Below are 20,130 nucleotides of genomic sequence, written 5' to 3'. Positions count from 1 at the left end.
CATATGGAGGTGAAACAGATGAAAACATCCATAGAAAAAGACCTATTTCTCTTATCAGTTAGACACGCATTGATTGCCTGTTATTTTTTAGTGTTTCCGTTCGTTGCACAAGTCCTTTATACCCCGTCACCTTTATTGATCGCCCTCATCGCTCTTTTTATGATTCATAACCTAACAGAAAGTATCATTTGGTTCTACAAATCGAGAAAGATTAGAAAGCACCAGTCTGGTGATCTATCAAAACGCTGGCATGTCTTTAGCCAGCTCGTCCAAAGACTTGAACAGCTCATCATTCTCGGTTTTATAATTCTATTGATCAATGAATGGATACAAGGAAGGGCGGATCTATCTACACTCTCATTCACTTTTTTCCTATTGATCGTTGTTTTTCTGCAGCACATTCAGTTTTACTACGTTCAGCTGTTTTTTAAATCCAACAGCTGGTTCACTTATGTTCCTTCTTTGCAAAAGGCACGTCCTTCATACATGGCGAGAGAGCGAAAGGCCCTGAAAAGGTCATAAATGTGCCATCACTCGTTTGATCCAGCCATAAACATCAGAAAATTATGATAAAATGTGGAAAGAAAGAATGGAGAAAGGGAGTGCGAGCGAGTGAAAGCAGTTGGACTATTGGAGTATTTGCCGATTGAGCATGAGCAAAGCCTGATGGATCAGGAGGTTGAAAAGCCTAAAGTGTCTGGCAGAGATGTACTGGTGAAGATAGAGGCTGTGTCCGTGAATCCAGTTGATACAAAGGTGAGATCACCGAAGGATCAGAAGGAAGAAAAACTGAAAATTCTAGGCTATGATGCAAGCGGTACGGTTGTTGAAGTAGGTGAATCGTGTACATTGTTTCAGCCAGGTGATCACGTATACTACGCGGGAGATATTACACGTCAAGGCTCGAATAGTGAATATCAGCTTGTGGATGAGCGTATTGTGGCGAAAAAGCCTGCCAATCTATCCTTTGCAGAAGCCGCCGCGATGCCCCTTACAACAATTACGGCTTATGAGGCTTTATTTGACCGGATGCATATGAAGCGGAATGCTGAAGGCTCAACCTTGCTGATTATTGGTGGTGCAGGCGGTGTTGGGTCTATCGCCATTCAACTAGCCAAATTAGCGAAGGCAACTGTGATCGCTACCGCATCAAGACCAGAAACAAAAGAGTGGTGTCTGTCATTAGGAGCCGATCATATCATTGATCATCATCAGCCGCTTTTAGCGCAGCTCGAGGAAAAAGGAATAGGCGAAGTGGATTTTATTTTATGCTTAAATGATACAGATGGACATTTCAAAGGCATGGCAGAAGCTATCAAACCGCAAGGCACGATCTGTACCATTGTCGAAAACCAGCACAACCTAGACATTCAATTACTCAAAAATAAAAGTGCGGCATTTGTATGGGAATTCATGTTCACACGCCCTATGTATGAAACAGCGGACATGATCAAACAGCATGAGCTTTTGACAGAGGCGAGTGAGTTATTTGAGCAGGGAAAAATAACGCATACCTTAACAAAGGTTCTCAGTCCGATCAATGCTGCTAACTTGAAGCAGGCACATCAAACACTTGAGCAAGGAAAGATGATTGGAAAATTTGTGCTTGAAGGATTTGAGAGAGGAGAGAGCGTATGACGTCATTACAATATCCGATTGGCTTATATGAACCGGTAGAAACAAAAACGAAAGCACAGCTTGAAGCATGGATGGATCAGCTGGCTGCAATCCCCGAAGAGTATGAAGCGGTGACCGCACCGCTGACAGATGCTCAGCTTGATACACCTTATCGGCCGGGAGGATGGACTGTTCGTCAGCTCATTCACCACGTAGCAGACAGCCATCTGAATGCATACTTACGATTCAAACTTGCTTTGACAGAAGATACACCGGACATACGTCCATATGATCAGGAGGGATTTGCCTCACTTCCTGACAGCAAGGCGCCCATCAGTTTATCCCTGCCTTTGATCAGCAGTCTGCATCGCAGGTGGGTCACTTTACTGCGGGGAATGTCAGAGGAGGACTTCAACGCTTCTTATTATCACCCTGCCGATCAACAAACGGTGTCCTTATATGATGCAACGGGAATGTACGTCTGGCATTCAAAGCATCACCTTGCCCATATCACGGAATTAATCAAAAGAAATCAGTGGAATTAAAGGAGTAAACGCATGTCTGGAAGAAGAATTGTCGGCGCCATGTTTATTTGTATGGCTGCATTGTTTTATTTAGCGAAATATGTTCTTTTTGAGATACGCTATAGTAACAGCTTAGGCTCAGAAAGAACGATTGAGGAACTTGAACAGCTGCTCCCTGGCGGTACGTGGATCAGCATCTTTTTTCTCATCATCGGTTTAGCCTATCTTTTATGGGATGACAGGGAAGTGATTCGTAAAAATCTTATCACCCCAGATCGACAAGTAGAAGAAACAAAAAAGACGGACTCCAAGTGACCGTCTTTTTTCCTTTTCTTTTGTTAGCCGCGTTCAGGACGCAGTGCTTTTTCTAAGATAGCAAGGCCTTCATTGACTTTTTCTTTTTCCTCGTCATTGAGCCGCTGCAGGGAATTTTTGATTTTTTCGTGTCCTTTTTGATAAATGCTTCTGAAAATATTTTTCGCTTCCTCTGTCAGCTCTACAACAATGATTCTCCGGTCACGCTCAGAGTGCTTTCGCACGACAAAGTTAGACTGTTCTAACCGGTCAAGCAGACCTGTCATATTGGACAAAGAAGCGCCCATTTTTTCAGCGATTTCGGATACTTTGAGAGAGCCATGGTTATTGAGCAGCATGAGCACCTTCATTTGAGGCATACTCATATCAAGCTTCATCCATTCAGAAACATCTCCAAGGCCTGCAGCTGTGAGCACTTTCATATAAAGAACCCATGTCTTTTTTTCCTCTGGAGATAGAATCTCTTCTTTTAATACGGTGGTGTCATGAATATTATATTCCACGCTTGTTCACTTCCTTTAAGCGGCTCTTTTTCTTTATATTACTGATTTTTACTTCTAATTGAAAGGTTCGTCAAGCTTTTGAATGTTAAACTGCATGAATTAAGTGGTATTTGTTGTATAATAATGGTCAGTTGAAATAATTGAAGCAACCTAGAAAGTTGGGAAAAACATGTGGAACAAAAAAACGGGTATGACGGTCTTAAAAATGCTTTTTCCGATCGTGATTATCCTTGTCTTGATCTTTGTCGCGAAGCAGGAGCTGAGCGGACTTTCCATTAAAAAGACGTTTTATATTATTGACAGCTTGAACCGAATGGACTTGTTTATTCTTGTCTTTCTTGGACTTGTCGCTGTTTTATCGATGTCCTTATATGATTTTATTTTACGAAAAAGCCTGAATATGCCGATCAGCGGCTGGAAAACGATTCGCATTTCCTGGATTGCGAACTCCTTTAACAGCGTTCTTGGATTTGGCGGTCTATCAGGAGCAGGGCTTAGAACGCTTCTCTATAAGGAGTACATAACAGATACGAAAAAATTGCTGAAAGGCATTGCCCTTTTGACTTCCTCTGTCCTTTTGGGCTTATCTATTTTCAGTGATTTGATCTTGGTCAGGGTGCTTCCTGTTGAAAGTATTATCAGCCAGGAGCCGTGGCTATGGGCATTTGTCATTATCTTTGCCTGTATTGTACCGATTTATATCGTCATGGCATCCCTTCGAAAAAGCTCGATTGAGAGCGGTGAAAATGGACTGAAACATCCAATTTACGCTTATATCGGTGCATCGTTTTTAGAATGGCTGGCAGCTGGTCTTGTCATGTACATGGCTGTCGTCTCTATGGGAATGAATGTCGATGTCCGAATTGTATTAGGTGTATTTGCGATTGCGTCAATCGGCGGTTTAATCAGTATGGTTCCGGGCGGATTTGGTTCGTTTGACCTCATCTTTTTACTGAGCATGCAGTACATTGGTTTCGATAAAGAAATGGTGCTGACGGCGCTCGTCTTGTACCGCTTCGTGTACTCAATCTTCCCGTTTATCTTAGGGCTTTGTCTAGCTGCTTACGATTTAACGGGAACGACACTTAGACGCCTTGAAGGCAATCCGAAAATGGCGCCTGCCATTGAAACAACGAACGTCTTAATTGTTTTGCACCGTGCTTTATTAATCCGTTTATTGTACGGATCATTATCGATTTTAACCTTTGGAAGCGGCTTGCTTATCATGGCGTCTGTTGTGCTTCCGGTCGATCGATTAGGTGTGATTACCAGCATTCCGCGCTTTCTGTTATCGGGATTTAATGGTCTTTCTTTAATGTTCGGAATCATTCTGATGATTTTGTCCATTGAAGTGTATAAAAGAACGAAAAGGTCGTACGTGCTGACAATGATCTCCTTAGCAGGCGGTTTTGTGTTCACTTTGTTAAAGGGATTTAACCTCAGTCTGATCTTTATTTTGCCAGTCATCATGGCTGTGTTTTTCTCTCTTCGAAATCAATTTGTGAAGCAGCAGGCACCTTATTCCTTGAATCAGTTTGTGGCGGCAGCCGCTGGTTATTTACTCGTGCTGTTTAACTATAATGTCATTGGCAACTTTATTTGGACAAAAATCGGGCATTTCTTAAGTAAGGATTACTTGGTGCATAATGAACGGCATATCACAATGACAAGCATGATCGCTCTCATCGGCGTACCGCTTTTCTTCTTCATTAGTAAATTGATCTTTAATAAGAAAGCATTTCCGATTGGAGAAAAAGCAGATGAGGAAAAACTAAAATCGTTTTTAGAAGAAAAGGGGGGAAATGCTCTCAGTCATCTTGGCTTTTTAGGCGACAAAAAACTATTTTTCTCAAGTGATGGAGAAGCGATGCTTCAGTTTGGGCGAATTGGGCGCTGCGTCATTGTGCTCGGAGATCCATCTGGACGTGAGGCGTCTTATCCGCTTGTACTTGAAGAGTTTTTAAAGGAGACAGAAAAAGCCGGCTACCGCGTTGCTTTTTATCAAGTAGAACGAGAAGGAATGGCTCTCTATCATGACTTAGGCTTTCACTTCTTTAAGCTTGGGGAAGAAGCCATGGTCGATTTAGAAACGTTTTCTCTGTCAGGTAAGAAAAAATCAAATTTACGAGCTGTGGCGAATAAGTTTGAACGAGAAGGCTACACCTTTGAAATGCTGGAACCGCCCTTTTCGGATGAGTTGATCTCAACCTTAAAACAGATCTCTGACAGCTGGCTCGGAAAGAAAAAAGAAAAAGGATTTTCGCTCGGTTATTTTCAAGAAGACTATCTACAAAAGGCACCGATTGCGATTCTAAAGGATGAACAAGGGCAGATCATTTCCTTTGTATCATTGATGCCGATGTATCAAGAAGGGGAGATTTCCATCGATTTAATGCGTCATATGCATGATGCACCGAATGGGATGATGGATGCGCTGTTTATCCACCTGTTTCAATGGGCGAAAGAAAGAGGCTACAAATCGTTTAACATGGGAATGGCACCTTTATCGAATGTGGGGACGTTCCACCAGTCCTTTCTCACGGAGCGTTTGGCAAGTGTCATTTTCAACAATGTCAGATATATGTACAGCTTCAGCGGCTTACGGTCTTTTAAACAGAAATATAAGCCTGAATGGCGCGGGAAATATTTAGCGTATAAAAAGAATACGTCACTTCCTGTCACAATGGTGCTTGTCACCAAGCTGATCGGGATGGACCCCAATCGAAAGCGGCGTCCATAAACCAAAAGACCTTTACCTTTCACTAGGTGAAGGTTTTTTTAGACAAAAGAATAGCAAAAGTGGTAAAGTTGAAGGGTAAGGGGGATGTTCATATGACATTAAATGAATGGTTTACAAAGGGATTAGCTGAACGTACATATGTACACAATATGGAGAAAAACCGGGAAAATCTGCTCACGGTGTACAACCAGTACGCAATTCATCAAAAAGAAAAAGAGCTGCTGCAAAAGCTGCAAAAGAAAAAACTCAGAGCGCTTGTCATCACTGCGGATTGGTGCGGAGATGCGATGGTCAATGTACCGATTTTCATGCGTATTGCAAATGAAGCACTCATTGATGCGCGCTATTTCATTCGGGATGAGCATCTAGACCTGATGGATCAGTATTTAACGAACGGGACCGCAAGATCGATTCCGATTATCGTCATCATTGATCAGGATGGGAATGAAGTGGGGAAATGGGGCCCTCGCTCAGCAGAAGCACAGCGCTTTGTCGACGAGAAAAAACCGGACAAAGATGCACCTGATTATGAAGAAGCTTTTCAAGCATTTGCGAAAGAAGCCGCACATCACTATACGACAGACCGCTACTTATGGAAAGATATTGAGAAAGAAATAGTAGAAGTTTTGGCAAAAATATAAACCAAAAGACTACTTCGCCGCAATGGGAAGTAGTCTTTTTTTATCTTGTTTTTGCGTTTTACCTACAAAACCACCGCATAAAGATGTAGAAAACCGCAGAATTCTATCAAATACCGCAGAAAACCGCAAAGCACCACGATTTTCCCAACCACTTTTAGTTGAAAAACCTCATATATGCCATGAAATCAATGATTTTGCCCTTATCCAAAGGCTCATATAACGCACAACGGTTGGCTTTTTCCCAATACAAGAGGCCCAGCAACTATAGTAATCTAGTTGTAATCTCCTTTGAACGAACTAAAAAAATGACGGAAAAGGACAGGCGATCAATTTATGAAAAAAATCATTTATCTCGATCAAGAAAAAAAGAAGCTCGCTGAATCGAAAAAAAGAGAACAGCGTTCCATTAAATCACTGAGGCTGCTTGTGTTTTATGACGGACAAAGCCCTGCATGTGCAAAAACGATTGATGTGTTAAGATCACTCGATTGGAAAAATCGGATTCACTTTGAATCCTTTAGACACTCGCAGCTGCTCAAACTGAATAAAATAAGTGAAGAGAAGGCGGAAAAACGAATCGTGTCTATTTCCCTAGCCAAAAATCAAAAAAATTCAGGGATCTATACTTGGCTGCGTATGGCTTGCCATATCCCTGTATTATGGGGAACGGTCCCATTCATCATGCTCAGCATCTGGCTTGGCTTTGGACAGCATGCGTACGATTTCTTTGCAAAAAGACGGTATATTCATTCTGTCAAACGGGTGAACCATCATGATACAGATCAACAAGAGACCATTTAATAAATAGAAAAAGCATGACCTTCGATCGGCAGAAGGTCATGCTTTTTTGTAATAGGGAAGATATACTGTTAAATGATCTAACAGTTTCTTTGTGTAGGACTTATAGGCCTGCTCATCAAGCTCAGCACCTGCATAGGTAAGCAAGGTTCTAAGCGCAAACAAATATTCACTGTGCAGCTCATTGTGTTCAAAGTAAGGAAGGGCTGCTTCGACCAAATAGGTTTTCAAATCAAGAGGGTTTTCCTCAATCATCAATTTATAGATTTTGATCATATATAAACAGTTTGGCTGAATACGAGGCTGTTTTAACAGCTCGTGTATGTAGGGAAGTGCTTTTTTGCGGTCATATTCAGCATATAGTGTCGCAATTTCATATAGCGTTTCACAGTAACGATCTTCTATCTGTTCTTGATTAAAGTAATTGAGTGAATCTAGTAAATAAGGCACAGCTGAAGAGAAATCACCTTCACGTTTTAAGAGCACCCCGTAATAAAAATACGCGGACATTTTAATATAGGCATCAGGGTGAAGGGACGTGTGCAAAATCACTTCCTTTATATATTTTTTCGCAGTTTGATAGGCTTTTAGTTCAAGTGAGATCACGCCGTGAATGAGTGTACAGTGAATAATCCGCTTGAAATTGTTCTTTTGTCTATATAAATCCATCGCTTGATGTGTCGCTTCAAGCGCATCACCCAGCTGTCCCATGTTTCCAAGTGCTTTTGCATAATGATAATACAAATCACTTTGTTCGACTGAAGCGTAGGAAAAGCAGCTTTCAAGCTTTTTCAGCCCATCTTCAAGCTGACCAATTTTAATTTGATGAATGCCGTCAAGATATTCAAAAATTTCTTTTTCCGTTTCAATAAAGGTTTTTTCGAATTTTTTGAGCACGCGGTGTGTTTTTAAGGCAAGCGGCTGTTTATCCGTTAATAAATAAAATTGAAATAAGGACAAATGATACTGAATGCCTAAATCGAGCGAAAAGAACTGCTCCTCATGCTGAATAATCATTTCTGCATTTTGTTCAGCCTGATCGAGAGCATAGAAATACATATTCATTTGAAACTCATCCAAAAGTGACAGTAGATGACGCGCCTTTTGTGACAGCTTTTCTTGGCTGATGCCAAGCCGTTCAAGCAGCAGATTGATCGTATCTTGATTGGCCTCCTTTGAGCCATTTTCAATTTTACTTAAATGAGAGACAGAACAAATTCCTTCTGCCAATTCAGATTGGGTCATATTTTGTTTATAACGGTAGAGTTTAATGATTTGTCCAATATTGATTTTCATTCCATCCAGAAGCCTCCCTTCCAATCATGGTTGAAAGCCTTTTGACAAAAAAACAGATCAGATAAAATGGTAATACTTGATAATCATTTCATCATCTTGGCTTTTTTCTCAAAATTTGTTTAAAACGTAATATGATTGTAACATTACTTGAAAAAGTCAAACAACTATTTAGCAGACGGGGAGGAGGGATACTTGATTTGCAACTGCACGAGATGACGTTTATAATGTGAATGAGAATCAATTTCAATTAAGTTGATTGAAAGGATGACATATATGCCAGAAACGAAACAACAAACAGAAGCGTTAACGGTTCGAGACGCTGTCAGATATAGACGATCGATTCGAAAATTCAAAGACACACCGGTGACGATTGAGCAGCTTCAGCCGTTATTAGAGGATGCGGTCTATGCACCGAACCATAAAATCACGGAGCCGTGGCGCTTTTTATATGCGGTGACGGATGAAGCCAAAGCGACTTTTGTAGAGCGCTTCATTGCTTTCTTTCAGCGCAACAACCCAGATGCAAAAGAAGAAAAAATCAATCATTACAGAGATTACTTCTCCAAGGTCCCAGCGCTTTTACTTGTCGTACTAAAAGAAGACGAGAACCCTGTGGTGAGAAATGATGATTTTGCCGCTGTGAGCGCGCTCATTCAAAATCTTCAGCTGCTTGCGTGGGATCAAGGGATCGGTATGGTATGGAAGAGCGGACGTATTTTATACGACAAAGGCTTTCAACAAGACATGGGATTAAAGGAAAACGAACGGTTTGCTGCGATCCTTCATATAGGTTATCCAGAAGAGGTGCCTGAGGAAAAATCACGTCAGAAAGCATCAAGTCTTCTTACTGAAATCAAATAAAAGAAAAGCAGACCGCTGAATGAGGTCTGCTTTTTTACTTATTGTTTTTTGGCGCGCTGATCGGCTGCTTTCATACGTGCCATTGCTTTTACGTCATTCGGATCTGCAAGTTCTTTGGAAAATTCAACATATTCGCCATCCGTCTCTTGTGCCGCGAGCTCGTGGTTGGATTTTTTGTGTTGGTCTTTTTTCAAAGCCTTTCCCTCCTTTACAAGATCACTTTAGTTATGTGCTTGTTGGAGGGGAATATCCATTTTATTTGTTTCTTTTTTCTGCTGCTCTTTCCGCTTTTTTGAATTCCTGCTGATACAGGACTTCCTGGGTTTTCTTCAGCTTCGAAGTTGGCTGGTGTTCTTTTTTCTTCATCAAAATCGCCCCCTCATATCATTTCTAATAGGATGGGTGTTTTTGACAACATTTATTCCTTAGAATGCAAAATCGCTTCTTTTAGTTCAGGATGCAAAAAGTCATAAGAAGAAAGCAGTGCTTTTTTTGGCAGAGCACGCTGACCTTCTAAAACAAGTAATGACATTTCGCCAAGTACCGTTTTCATCGCAAAAGATGGGACCTTCAGCCAATGAGGACGGTGAAGGACAGAGGCGATGGTTTGTCCGAGCTGCTTCATTTGTACAGGATTCGGAGACGTGACATTAAGTGGTCCTGAAATGTCGTCGTTTTGAATGGCATAATGAATGAGGTGTGCCACATCCTCGACATGTACCCATGAAACCCATTGTGTGCCAGAGCCCATGGTCCCGCCGGCAAACAGCTTATATGGCAGTGCCATCAGTGGCAGTGTCCCTTTTTCTCCTAACACGACGCCAAAGCGTGTGTAGACCGTACGAATGCCGAGGGCTTCAATCTTTTGTCCCTCAGACTCCCAAAGCTTTGATGTATGACTTAAGAAATCAGTATCTGCAGGAGGTGATTCCTCCGTAAAATCTCCTGTTTGAGATGTGCCATAAATTCCGACAGCACTTGCTTGAATCAGCACAGATGGTTTCGATTCCTGCGCTTCTATAATGCGTCTTACCTCTTGTGTTGATTTGAGACGGCTGGAGAGGATGCCTTCTTTTGCCTTGTCTGTCCAGCGTGTAAAAATGGATTTTCCAGCAAGGTTAATCCATACATCGATGGCAGGCAATTCATGCTCAGGCGCAGCACCTTCGGTCAGCCACTGCACATAATGTAAATGATTTTGTTCGGATTCCTTTGGATTTCTTGTTAAAATATATAGATGATGTCCCTCAGCAGCGAGCACTTTTGTGATATGCTGGCCGATAAAACCGGTTCCTCCGGTAATGGCGATATTCAATTGACATCTCTCCTCTCATATACATACCTATATCTTTCACGATTTTGAATCAGAAGAAACATCCTGACTGTTTTGGAAAAGGAGTGATCACAGGATGCCCTATATTACAAAAATTTCTGCTCAGAAAAACAATACAGAGCGGGTAAACATCTTTCTTGATGAAAAGTACGCCTTTAGCGTTGATTTAGATGTGCTCGTCCAGCACGATTTGAAAAAAGGAAAAGAGCTGGACGAAGCAGATATCATTGAGATTCAATTCGGTGATTCGGTGAAAAAAGGATTTCAGCAGGCCGTTGATTATTTATCCTACCGAATGAGATCAGTGAAAGAAGTCACCGATTATTTAACGAAAAAAGAAATCCCTGCACCTGCTATTAGTGAAATTATACACAAATTGAAGCATTATAAGTATGTAAATGATCTTGAATTTGCAGAAGCCTATGTCAGCACCCACCGGAAAACGAACAGTAAAGGACCGTCCGTCCTAAAAAAAGAATTGAAGCTCAAGGGGATAGACGATGACACGATTGAACAGGCGCTATCGCAATACCCTGATGACCTACAGCTCGAGGAAGCTGTAAAGCAGGTGCTCAAGCTTGTCAAAAAAGAAAAAAATCGTTCTGCAAAAGAGATCGAGCAGCGCATCAAGCTGCAGCTGCAGCGAAAGGGATTTTCGTTTGAGATCATTGATAAAGCCCTTCAAGAAGCCTATGATGGACAAGAAGAGGAAAAGGAAGAAGAAGCCCTCCTTTATATGCTGGAGAAGGCAAAACGCAAGGTAGGATATGACGGATCATTTGAAAAAAAGATGAAAGTGAAGCAATTTTTATTCAGAAAAGGCTTTGATCTCGATACAATTGATCACGTTTTAGACAAAGGGGAATGACAGATGGAAAAACGCTATAGTGAGATGACAGAATACGAATTGAAGCAGGAGATTGCCTCCCTTTCTGAAAAAGCACGAAAGGCTGAGCAGCTTGGCATTGTGAATGAATACGCAGTTTTAGAACGGAAAATCGATATGGCGAAAGCCTATTTATTAGATCCAGCCTTGATTCAAACGAAAACAACTTACCAAATCAAAGACACAGAAGAAGAGTTTTATGTAGAATATCTAAATGGCGTTTTTGCGTGGGGATACAGAGTATCGGCTCCAAATAAGGAAGATGCCCTGCCGATTTCAATGCTGACGCAAAAGGACTGATCGAGCGCGCGGACAAACCGTCGCATTTGCGCTTAGGCAAGAAGAAAAAATGCTAACATTTTAAAAAGGGACTGATCTTAGTGATCAGTCCTTTTCTTTACTTCGAACGCTGTTTACGGACGTTGTTCTGAAGTACGATGTCGTGCTGCGTTTGCTGCGTTTCTCCGTTGACCTGAGAGGCAGAATGCTTTGCATTTGCCCATGGTTGAGGGTAAGCGGTTGTCCTTAATTGAACAAAGTCTGCCATATACGATTTCCCATTTGAACTCATATCTCAAGCACTCCCTTTGGAAAAATTAGCGTTTCCCTGATGCCCTCATACGTTCCTGTGGACGTGTATTCGTTTCACCATTCGGCCGTTTAGAGGCATAAGCATCTGTAGCGCCTGGTTCGCCTTCAAACTTGTGATTTACCTGATTTGGAAAGCCTTTTGCTTTATTACGCATATCGATTCCCTCCAAACAATACAAATCATTTGCGTCTTTTGAAGACGTAAGGGTAGTATATGAAAAAAGAAGTTTTTTTAAAAAGGCACTTTCTGCTAGATGAAGGAGGAACAGGCATGGAACAATACTTTGAGCGACTAACAGAACAACTTATGGAGAAAAACAATATGCTGACATATGACGAAGCACGTACATGGGTAGAACTGCTTTGGAGTGATTTTGAAACGACTTATGCAAAGGCTGGCCGCAAGTATAAAGGACAGGAAACAACAGAACGAATTGTCCAAGAGTGGATCGAGAGCTACGGCGCGCAGCTGCATTTATTTCAAAATAAACAATCAAAGGCAAATGAGCATCTGCAACAAAACAATCGAGGGCTGCTTCACTAAAAGGTTGCCCTTTTACTTCCATTCATCTTTTTCAATCATTTGGAAAATATACTAATGAACAAATAACTTTATGACACAATACCCAGTCTGTGATCGAAATTACAGGCTTTTTACAATGATTAAACTTAAAATTACATTAAATTCATCTTACCGAAAATCACTGGAAATAAAACTCTGATATAATGAAACGATTGAAGACACATGTAATTTATGGATAATAAAAAAGGGTTTCGTTTTCTGACAAAAAAGGAATAATGAACATATCAGACTATATGAAAAAAGTGAAGAGAAGGTGCGATATGGAACGGGAACTGCTCTCTGTGATAATTCCTTCTTACAATGAAGGTGAAAACATCAGACGAATCTTTGAGGCACTCGAGGAAGAGTTTCGCGATTTTCATTATGACTTTGAAATCATCTTTGTGAATGATGGAAGCAAAGACAACACGCTACAATACATGAGAGAGCTCTCTCGCAAAAGTGCAAAAGTTAAATATATTTCCTTTTCGCGTAACTTTGGAAAGGAAGCCGCTATTTTGGCAGGTCTTGAACATGCAAAAGGAGCAGCTGCGATTATTATGGACGCCGATCTGCAGCACCCGACGTATTTAATTCAGGACTTTGTCAGAGGGTATGAAGAAGGTTATCATCAAGTCATTGCCAAACGGAATCGGAAAGGTGACAGCAAGCTGCGCTCATACCTGTCATCTATGTACTATAAGGTGATGAACAAGGTAGTAGAAGTGGACTTGCGTGATGGCGTCGGGGATTTCCGTTTAATCTCACGCCAAGCCATCGATGCACTGCTTCAGCTGAAAGAGGGAAATCGTTTTTCGAAAGGGCTTTTTTGCTGGATTGGGTTTGAAGAAAAGGTCATCTATTATGAAAATGTAGAAAGACAGCATGGTGATACAAAATGGTCACTAAAGAAATTATTTAACTATGGCATAGATGGCGTCATTTCTTTTAACAACCGCCCGCTGCGAATTTGTTTTTATACTGGCATACTGATCTTATTTCTCTCATTGATTTACATCGTAGCCACCTTTATTCAAATCGTCAGAACGGGCATTATGGTGCCGGGTTATTTTACTTTAATATCGGCTGTCCTGTTCCTCGGAGGTGTCCAACTTTTGAGTCTAGGTGTGATTGGAGAATATATTGGCCGTATCTATTATGAAACGAAAAAGAGGCCGCATTATTTAATCCAGGAATCAAATGTGATGGAACAAGAGACAAGCTCAAAGGAACAAGACCGAGTGTTAACACAGTTATTTAAATAACGTGGAGTCAAATAACCGGCAAGCACGAATCGCTTGCTGGGTTGTTTTGTTTCAAAGAACAGTGGATCTTTTGTGGAAAGGATTTAGATGATGAAACGTAGATGGATAATCATTGGAATGTGCCTCATTCTCGCTTTATTAGGCCACTCTTTTTTCTTATATGAATATACGCAAGGGCGGTACATGACAGGAGATGGAGACGGGATCTCGCAAATGCTCCCTTTTAAAAAGCTGCTTTACGATGAATACGTCAAAGGGAACTTCTTTTATTCCTATCAATTCGGACTGGGCGGCGGTACATATACGCAATTAGGTTATTATTTCACAACGTCGACTGTCTTTATGGTCACAGTCGCTGTCGTCTGGCTGATGAATGCGCTCCATCTCATCCAGTCAACGGACATTCATTTCTGGGCAAATGCCGTCATTTGGCTGAGTGTGATCAAGCTGACGCTTATTCTTTTCATCGCTTACCGTGTGCTTCTTTCAATGGTTCAGCATAGGCTGAGCGCATTAACAGGAGCCGCAATCTACGGATTGTCTATTGTGTATTTTCGGCATCAAACGTTTTGGGAGTTTTTCACCGACAGTATGATGTGGCTCCCGCTGCTTGTACTTGGGGTTGAACGGATTTTCAAAACAGGTAAGCCGGCTTGGTTTATTGCGAGTTGCAGCCTGATGCTCATCAACAATTTTTACTTTGCTTATATTCATTTTATCTTTTTAGCGATCTATCTTGTCTTTAGGTATATTATCAAGCTGAGAAGTGAGGAGCATGGGTGGAAGGTGTTCTGGACGCTGGCGGTCTCTACGCTGTTATCCTTTGGAATCAGTGCTGCCTTTTTTGTCCCGTCTGTCTATGGATTTCTTAATAATATAAGACCTCCTTATGAACAGGCCATCCCTTGGTTCGAGCTGCATGATCATCTGCTGTTTACAAGCAGGGTGTATTTATTACCTGTGATCTTTCTCATTTGTATGTTCCTCGTTCCGCTTTACCGGAACAGGTGGTTTTTCATGTTTACATCGATCAGCGTTCTGCTCATTGTTTTTCATTACAGTCCAAAGATGGCGAGCGTGTTTAATGGTTTTTCAGCACCGCAGTACAGGTTTGAATACATTCTTGCTTTTACAGTTGGAGTGGTCGCAGCCATCACCATCAAGCATTTCTCGCAAATTGAATGGAAGTGGAAAAAACGTGCGGTCTTAGGCGCTTGGATCGTGTTTCTTCTCGCAGTCATCTTATCAGAACGAGCAAAGGGAAATATGGATGTTGTTGTATTTACAGGCATAGGACTGCTTGTGATCAGCTTGTTTTTCCTTGTGATTCATGCAGAAAAACGCCAGCACCTTCGTCTCTTTTCAGCTGTGCTCATCGTTTTCAGCTTACTGACAGCAGGCGTGTATCAGCAGGGCTACTTATCTGAAAGAAGCAATATTAAGAGCGTATCAGATACGTATCTGAATAGTGAGGCGTATGCTGGACATGAGCAAATGAAGCTCATTCAGCAGATTCAAAGCCGCTCCTCAAAAGATCCGCTTGCCCGGATTGATTGGATGAATGGCGTGCGCAACAACACCCCGTTATTTGAAGGCTTTCAAGGCATGAGTGCGTATTCAAGTATATTGAATCAGCATTTGCTCAATTTCTACTGGAATGACCTGCAAATCGATATGGGACGTGAAAGTGTCAGCCGTTATGCAACAATGGGGGACAGGGCGAATTTATACAGCCTGACCTACGGAAAGTATTATATGAGAGACAATACGATGCCTTACTCACCGCCAGCTTATTTTAAGCCAATATTGGAAAGTGAGCATTATAAAGTGTATGAAAATACACGGCCGCTGCCATTTGCAAGAACAACAAGCACGATTTATTCAGAAGAATCCTTAAAAAATGCCTCAGCACTTGATAGGGAGCATGCGATGCTGCAGGGTGTGATTTTAGACAAAAAAGGAAACGCTGAAATTGAGCATGCGCCAGATCGAGTCAAGGATACAAAGATTCATACGGAACAAGCTGTATACGAACACGGCGTGCTTGATGTATACGGAGAAACAGGCGGTCTGAATATCACGCTGCCAGATGATATGGCCCGCGCTGGGGATGTGTATGTGAGCTTTTATGTGAAGCGGACAGACCGGAACGAAGGATTTCAGTTATCCGTTGACAACTACGTCACCTCACGAAAAAGCAATACATCCATCTACAAAACAGGTGTCAATGAAGTGACGATTCGAGTCCCTGCAGAAAAAATCCTTTCCATTCGAGTACCAAAAGGGACGTATGAGCTCGATCAACTAAAGCTGTATCAAGAGCCTTACCGCATTCTAGAAAAAGCATATGAAAAAGAAAAACAGGATAATGGCAGCCAGCAGGTAAAGCTCGAAAACAACCGCTTTACGATTTCATATGATAACAAACGCGGCGATGATTATATGATCTTGCCAGTACCATATGAAAAAGGCTGGGAGCTCACGGTAAACGGAAAGCAGACCGATATTGAACAAGCCAATTACGCCTTTATCGGTTTTCCAATAGAAAAAGGCAAAAACGAGATTGTGCTAACCTACTATCCGCCTTATATCAGAATTCTTGCGTTGATTTCACTCGTCAGTTTGATTGGTGCGATCCTATATGCACGGAGAAAACACAAGAAACACCACTTTTCATCATAAGTGGTGTTTTTTTATCTTTCATCTCATACGTAAGTTTCTTCATCCCATTCAATATTGTATTCGTTCATTTTTTTATCAATATCGTTTTGAATACTCATGTGCTGAAATAGCGCATTCAATTCTTCTGTCCTCTTTCTTCGATCCTGTTCATAATAATAGAACGCATCTCGATAATCATGATCCCTCAGCATCTTTGCTATGACCATCGCATCTTCTAGACTATACGATGCTCCTTGACCAACAAAAGGATTAGCCGTATGTACAGCATCACCTACAAGAACAACGCGTCCTTTTGACCACACAGAGAGATTCTTGATTTCATAAATACTTCTTGGGAAAAACATCTCTGTATGATCGATAATGTCATAAAGGTGCTTCGGAATATTCCAGCCTTCCATTTGTTGATATAATAACTGTCGAATGGTTTCTTTATTGGCTTTCTCAAAATGTTTTGTAGGTAACTTCTCAGGACACTGAGAGAAAGCTTGCCATAAAATATTCATTTTATTTGTTGGATGCGCTTTTCCAAAAATGAATTGAAAGTTTCCGTCATTGTAAAAATAACTTGTTGCCTCATCCAATACAAAATCCTTCACAAACGATACCCCTTGAAGTCCCCAAAAACCGCTATAGTCTAATTTAGCATTAAACGCAACCGCTTCTCTTGTTTTCGAAAAAGTTCCATCTGCTCCTATTACAATATCACCTGTTATCACAGTTTCATCTTCAAAAAGAACTTGAACGGAATGAGGTTGCTGTTTGATCGAGGTTACCTTTTTGTTGTATTTCACTTCTATTCCTTGGCGTTGCACTTCCTTTAAAAGAATGGTTATGATTTGTGCTCTCATGACGTTGATCAAAGGGGCATGATGATATTTTTCACTATGATTGTTAAAGATTGCTTCCACTTCATTTTCACTGTTTATTTGCTGGATTTTCTTTATCACGGTTGCATTGGCTATCACTTCATTTTTACACCCGATTTCATCCAAAATCTTTACCCCATTTGGAGACAGTAAAAAACCTGCGCCTGTTTCTAATTTTTCATCTGACCTGCTTTCATAAATCGTACTTTCCATTCCAGCCTTTTTTAAAAATAAAGAAGTAGCCAATCCTGCTACACCACTGCCGATAATGATCACATTTTGAGATTTCATCATTTTTCCTCCTTTTTTATAAACAGACCGGTCGGTTTATTTTAGTGCAAAAAAATAAGCTTTTTCATGTAGGACAGCGTATGACAATTCCCCCTTTTTATTTGGTAATTAAAGTATATGATAATATGTTATACATGATTTCGCAAGGATGAAACAAACCAATTTCTGATAAAACAAACATGGAGGAGATAACAAAACATGAACAAAGACACCGTGATAAAACACTATCAACACTCCATTGAATGGGTACAGTCGCTAACGGAATTAACAGACAAAGAGTGGCGCAGCGCCATCGCTGAGGGAAAATGGAGCATTGCTGAGATCATCGCTCATTTCGTTTCGTGGGATGAATTTATTTTACACGACCGTTTAAAGGAATGTTGGAACGAGCAAGCGTTACCGCAGGCACCTGATGCGCATGAAATGAATCAGCAGTCAGCCGAAAGAGCAAGAAAGGAAGAAAGAAGCGAGACGATTGGGCGATTTATTTCTGTCAGAACAGAATTACTTCAAGAAATAAAAAAATCGAACCATCTCGCTGGAATGAACCTTTTTTTATTGGTCAAACCATGCTGACATTATTAAGTTATTTCCAAGGGCTGATCGAACACGATATCCATCATATGAAGCAAATCACTGAGCTTCTTTCTCAAACGAAAACGTCGCATAATCAAACAAAAAATGAAACAACCAAAGGCTTAGGGCAAAGAGAATTTCCTCAGAAGTAGACAGTAAAATGCCGCCTACCAATTCATCTGATAAATAGACAGCACCCCAAATAAACAAGAGATGAATTGAAATGGCATAGAAAACGATGGAGCGTTTTTTGGAACGGCACTTTCTAACAATCCTCATGAGCACATGCTCCACATGCTCAAAGGATATCCCAAGTACCACATAGATGCCCATAAATAAAAGCATCGATAAAATCGATTGATAAAAAGCACCCGTTAAATGAAAGAACAGTACACAAAACAACAAAAATATGTAACAGACAGCCGACGCCGCCATGAGCCATTTCAGCCCTTGCCATAAAGCGTGAACAGATTGCTGCATAGTTGAACAAACACTCCTTTACATGAAGATACCTGCAAAAAGGACAGCCTTTTTGCAGGAAGTTATATGTTAATCCTCTTTTTTAGGTGCAGCGATCACAGGATGTTTTTCAGTATCAAGCAGTTTTAAGAAATCTTCGCCTTGATCTAAATGATCAAGAACAAGCTGTTTCGGTGTGACCGCAAGCCACTGATTGAGTGAAATGTCTGCATAATGATCGCTCTTAAAGATTTCTAAGAAATAAAGCGGTTCGTCGCCTGTATTTTCTACATAATGTCCCATCGCAAATGGGACATATCCAACGTCTCCCGCCTGATAGTTGAAGGTTCTCGCATGTCCATCAGAAGCAAATACCGTCATTCGAGCTTTTCCAGAAATGAAATATTGCCATTCATCCGTATTTGGATGCCAGTGCAGTTCGCGAATGGCACCTGGATCAACTTTCACAAGAGCAGATGCAATCGTTTTAGATGCTTTGAAATTGGTAGAGTCCGCAATCCACACTTGTCCGCCGCTTGACGTAATCGGCTCTTGTTTTAAAAGCTCATATTTAAAGGAATTCGGGACTTCTCCTTGCTCTGTTTTCACCTTGTCACATTCAAGGGAACCAGGAATTCCTTTTTGGAAAATATACTTTTCTTTCTCTGGCAGCTTGTCAAACTGCTCTTTTGTCATACCGAAGTTCTTAAGCACGACTTCTTCTGGCGTATGGGCAAGCCAATCGGTTACTTGGAACGTACTATTTTCTGAGAATGACCCATCATCAAACACAAGCAAGAATTCAGCTCCCGGTTCAAGTGCTTGGATAGAGTGCGGCAGGCCAGAAGGGAAGTACCACAAATCACCCTCAGTCACATCCTCTGTAAAATTGCGCCCCTCTGCATCAACAGATGTAATCCGGGCTTCCCCATAAATCATGTACGCCCATTCCGCTTCCTTATGCCAGTGAAGCTCACGAATCGCACCAGGCTTTAGCCGCATATTGACAGATGCAAGACTTTTAGAGATCGGCAGTTCGCGGACCGTTACCTCTCGGGCGTAGCCGCCTTTTTCTAAACGATTGTGTGTATCAGAAAAAGAATATTTCAGGTTGGAGACAGTTCCATGATCGGTTTCTGGCGGCGTGAGCATATCTGGATTTTGTCTGTCCCGCTCGAGATTACGTGGAATTTTGACCGTTGCTCCTTTTTCTCCTCGAATCGGCTGTGGTATTCCATTTGGCTTTTCACTCATGATAAAATCCCCTTTCAACATCGTATTGTGTGAGGTGGCAAAAGGCCTTTCATTTCGCCCTCGTTTTCAT

24 protein-coding genes are annotated in these 20,130 nt (G+C 41.3%); 14 read left to right on the top strand and 10 right to left on the bottom strand.

The genetic code is table 11. The features are described 5' to 3' along the window. Positions 1-18: 18 nt before the first annotated feature. The 4 genes from JVX94_RS10505 to JVX94_RS10490 all read left to right on the top strand — a co-directional run bounded on the left by JVX94_RS10505 (position 19) and on the right by JVX94_RS10490 (position 2,456). The gene (locus JVX94_RS10505; RefSeq protein ID WP_095408011.1) at positions 19-522 is read left to right on the top strand and encodes a hypothetical protein; all 504 of its coding nucleotides are present in this window, start codon (positions 19-21) and stop codon (positions 520-522) included. A gap of 90 nt (positions 523-612) precedes the next feature. Then, positions 613-1,638 carry a zinc-binding alcohol dehydrogenase family protein gene (locus JVX94_RS10500; RefSeq protein ID WP_095408012.1) on the top strand — a complete coding sequence of 342 codons (1,026 nt, stop codon included), beginning with the start codon at positions 613-615 and terminating at the stop codon, positions 1,636-1,638. Next, complete coding sequence (locus tag JVX94_RS10495) at positions 1,635-2,162, top strand: YfiT family bacillithiol transferase (protein WP_095408013.1); 528 nt, start codon at positions 1,635-1,637, stop codon at positions 2,160-2,162. Before JVX94_RS10500 ends, JVX94_RS10495 begins: the two co-directional genes overlap by 4 nt. Positions 2,163-2,174: 12 nt before the next feature. Continuing rightward, positions 2,175-2,456, top strand: a complete 282-nt coding sequence (locus JVX94_RS10490; RefSeq protein WP_144472409.1) for a hypothetical protein — start codon at positions 2,175-2,177, stop codon at positions 2,454-2,456. A gap of 23 nt (positions 2,457-2,479) precedes the next feature. On the opposite strand, the gene JVX94_RS10485 is transcribed toward JVX94_RS10490, so the two are convergent. Next, positions 2,480-2,959, bottom strand: a complete 480-nt coding sequence (locus JVX94_RS10485; protein ID WP_024425228.1) for a MarR family transcriptional regulator — start codon at positions 2,957-2,959, stop codon at positions 2,480-2,482. Between the two features lie 169 nt (positions 2,960-3,128). On the opposite strand from JVX94_RS10485, the gene mprF reads away from it, so the two are divergent. The 3 genes from mprF (at position 3,129) to JVX94_RS10470 (ending at position 7,141) form a co-directional block, all read left to right on the top strand. After that, positions 3,129-5,699: a bifunctional lysylphosphatidylglycerol flippase/synthetase MprF gene (gene mprF, locus JVX94_RS10480; RefSeq protein ID WP_203129461.1), complete on the top strand. Its 2,571-nt coding sequence runs from the start codon at positions 3,129-3,131 to the stop codon at positions 5,697-5,699. Between the two features lie 92 nt (positions 5,700-5,791). After that, positions 5,792-6,340, top strand: a complete 549-nt coding sequence (locus JVX94_RS10475) for a thioredoxin family protein (RefSeq protein WP_144472406.1) — start codon at positions 5,792-5,794, stop codon at positions 6,338-6,340. A gap of 333 nt (positions 6,341-6,673) precedes the next feature. After that, on the top strand, positions 6,674-7,141 hold the full coding sequence (locus JVX94_RS10470; RefSeq protein WP_205182989.1) for a thiol-disulfide oxidoreductase DCC family protein: 468 nt from the start codon (positions 6,674-6,676) through the stop codon (positions 7,139-7,141). Positions 7,142-7,177: 36 nt separating this feature from the next. On the opposite strand, the gene JVX94_RS10465 is transcribed toward JVX94_RS10470, so the two are convergent. Then, entirely contained in the window at positions 7,178-8,434 is a 1,257-nt protein-coding gene (locus JVX94_RS10465; RefSeq protein ID WP_024425225.1) for a transcriptional regulator, read from the bottom strand. A gap of 273 nt (positions 8,435-8,707) precedes the next feature. Here JVX94_RS10465 and JVX94_RS10460 point away from each other — a divergent pair, with 273 nt between their 5' ends. Then, complete coding sequence (locus JVX94_RS10460) at positions 8,708-9,295, top strand: nitroreductase family protein (protein WP_048240071.1); 588 nt, start codon at positions 8,708-8,710, stop codon at positions 9,293-9,295. 38 nt (positions 9,296-9,333) lie between these two features. Here the strand turns inward: JVX94_RS10460 and JVX94_RS10455 are convergent, their stop codons facing one another. The 3 genes from JVX94_RS10455 to JVX94_RS10445 all read right to left on the bottom strand — a co-directional run bounded on the left by JVX94_RS10455 (position 9,334) and on the right by JVX94_RS10445 (position 10,610). Then, the gene (locus JVX94_RS10455) at positions 9,334-9,489 is read right to left on the bottom strand and encodes a YfhD family protein (RefSeq protein WP_024425223.1); all 156 of its coding nucleotides are present in this window, start codon (positions 9,487-9,489) and stop codon (positions 9,334-9,336) included. A 61-nt stretch (positions 9,490-9,550) separates the two neighbouring features. Next, positions 9,551-9,661 (bottom strand): YfhE family protein, encoded by a 111-nt coding sequence (locus JVX94_RS10450; RefSeq protein ID WP_017358836.1) that lies wholly within the window; start codon positions 9,659-9,661, stop codon positions 9,551-9,553. 52 nt (positions 9,662-9,713) lie between these two features. After that, entirely contained in the window at positions 9,714-10,610 is an 897-nt protein-coding gene (locus JVX94_RS10445; protein WP_144472404.1) for a TIGR01777 family oxidoreductase, read from the bottom strand. A gap of 94 nt (positions 10,611-10,704) precedes the next feature. On the opposite strand from JVX94_RS10445, the gene recX reads away from it, so the two are divergent. Together recX and JVX94_RS10435 are read left to right on the top strand one after the other, a co-directional pair. Beyond that, entirely contained in the window at positions 10,705-11,496 is a 792-nt protein-coding gene (recX, locus tag JVX94_RS10440; protein WP_024425808.1) for a recombination regulator RecX, read from the top strand. Positions 11,497-11,499: 3 nt separating this feature from the next. Continuing rightward, a complete protein-coding gene (locus tag JVX94_RS10435; protein ID WP_095408017.1) occupies positions 11,500-11,814 on the top strand; it encodes a YfhH family protein in 315 nt (104 codons plus the stop codon). 97 nt (positions 11,815-11,911) lie between these two features. Here JVX94_RS10435 and JVX94_RS10430 read toward each other — a convergent pair whose 3' ends face one another. Next, positions 11,912-12,085 carry a YpzG family protein gene (locus tag JVX94_RS10430; protein WP_008360604.1) on the bottom strand — a complete coding sequence of 58 codons (174 nt, stop codon included), beginning with the start codon at positions 12,083-12,085 and terminating at the stop codon, positions 11,912-11,914. A gap of 25 nt (positions 12,086-12,110) precedes the next feature. After that, positions 12,111-12,260 carry a small, acid-soluble spore protein K gene (locus JVX94_RS10425; RefSeq protein WP_003217849.1) on the bottom strand — a complete coding sequence of 50 codons (150 nt, stop codon included), beginning with the start codon at positions 12,258-12,260 and terminating at the stop codon, positions 12,111-12,113. A gap of 116 nt (positions 12,261-12,376) precedes the next feature. Here JVX94_RS10425 and JVX94_RS10420 point away from each other — a divergent pair, with 116 nt between their 5' ends. From JVX94_RS10420 to JVX94_RS10410, 3 genes are all read left to right on the top strand, one after another. Beyond that, the gene (locus JVX94_RS10420; RefSeq protein ID WP_024425219.1) at positions 12,377-12,649 is read left to right on the top strand and encodes a YfhJ family protein; all 273 of its coding nucleotides are present in this window, start codon (positions 12,377-12,379) and stop codon (positions 12,647-12,649) included. A 299-nt stretch (positions 12,650-12,948) separates the two neighbouring features. Further along, complete coding sequence (locus tag JVX94_RS10415) at positions 12,949-13,932, top strand: glycosyltransferase family 2 protein (RefSeq protein WP_024425218.1); 984 nt, start codon at positions 12,949-12,951, stop codon at positions 13,930-13,932. Between the two features lie 87 nt (positions 13,933-14,019). Beyond that, entirely contained in the window at positions 14,020-16,614 is a 2,595-nt protein-coding gene (locus JVX94_RS10410) for a YfhO family protein (protein WP_205182986.1), read from the top strand. Between the two features lie 23 nt (positions 16,615-16,637). Here JVX94_RS10410 and JVX94_RS10405 read toward each other — a convergent pair whose 3' ends face one another. Next, on the bottom strand, positions 16,638-17,771 hold the full coding sequence (locus JVX94_RS10405) for an FAD-dependent oxidoreductase (protein WP_144472396.1): 1,134 nt from the start codon (positions 17,769-17,771) through the stop codon (positions 16,638-16,640). Between the two features lie 198 nt (positions 17,772-17,969). Here JVX94_RS10405 and JVX94_RS10400 point away from each other — a divergent pair, with 198 nt between their 5' ends. Further along, positions 17,970-18,347, top strand: a complete 378-nt coding sequence (locus JVX94_RS10400; protein ID WP_240193752.1) for a DinB family protein — start codon at positions 17,970-17,972, stop codon at positions 18,345-18,347. A gap of 57 nt (positions 18,348-18,404) precedes the next feature. Here JVX94_RS10400 and JVX94_RS10395 read toward each other — a convergent pair whose 3' ends face one another. Together JVX94_RS10395 and JVX94_RS10390 are read right to left on the bottom strand one after the other, a co-directional pair. After that, the gene (locus JVX94_RS10395; protein WP_205182984.1) at positions 18,405-18,827 is read right to left on the bottom strand and encodes a regulatory YrvL family protein; all 423 of its coding nucleotides are present in this window, start codon (positions 18,825-18,827) and stop codon (positions 18,405-18,407) included. A 69-nt stretch (positions 18,828-18,896) separates the two neighbouring features. Further along, a complete protein-coding gene (locus tag JVX94_RS10390; RefSeq protein ID WP_061110592.1) occupies positions 18,897-20,060 on the bottom strand; it encodes an oxalate decarboxylase family bicupin in 1,164 nt (387 codons plus the stop codon). Positions 20,061-20,130 lie beyond the last annotated feature (70 nt).

Source organism: Bacillus sp. PDNC022, assembly GCF_016919285.1.
GTDB lineage: Bacteria > Bacillota > Bacilli > Bacillales > Bacillaceae > Bacillus > Bacillus safensis.
Note: the sequence above shows the minus strand (reverse complement) of the source record. Positions and strands in the feature narration are given on the sequence as shown.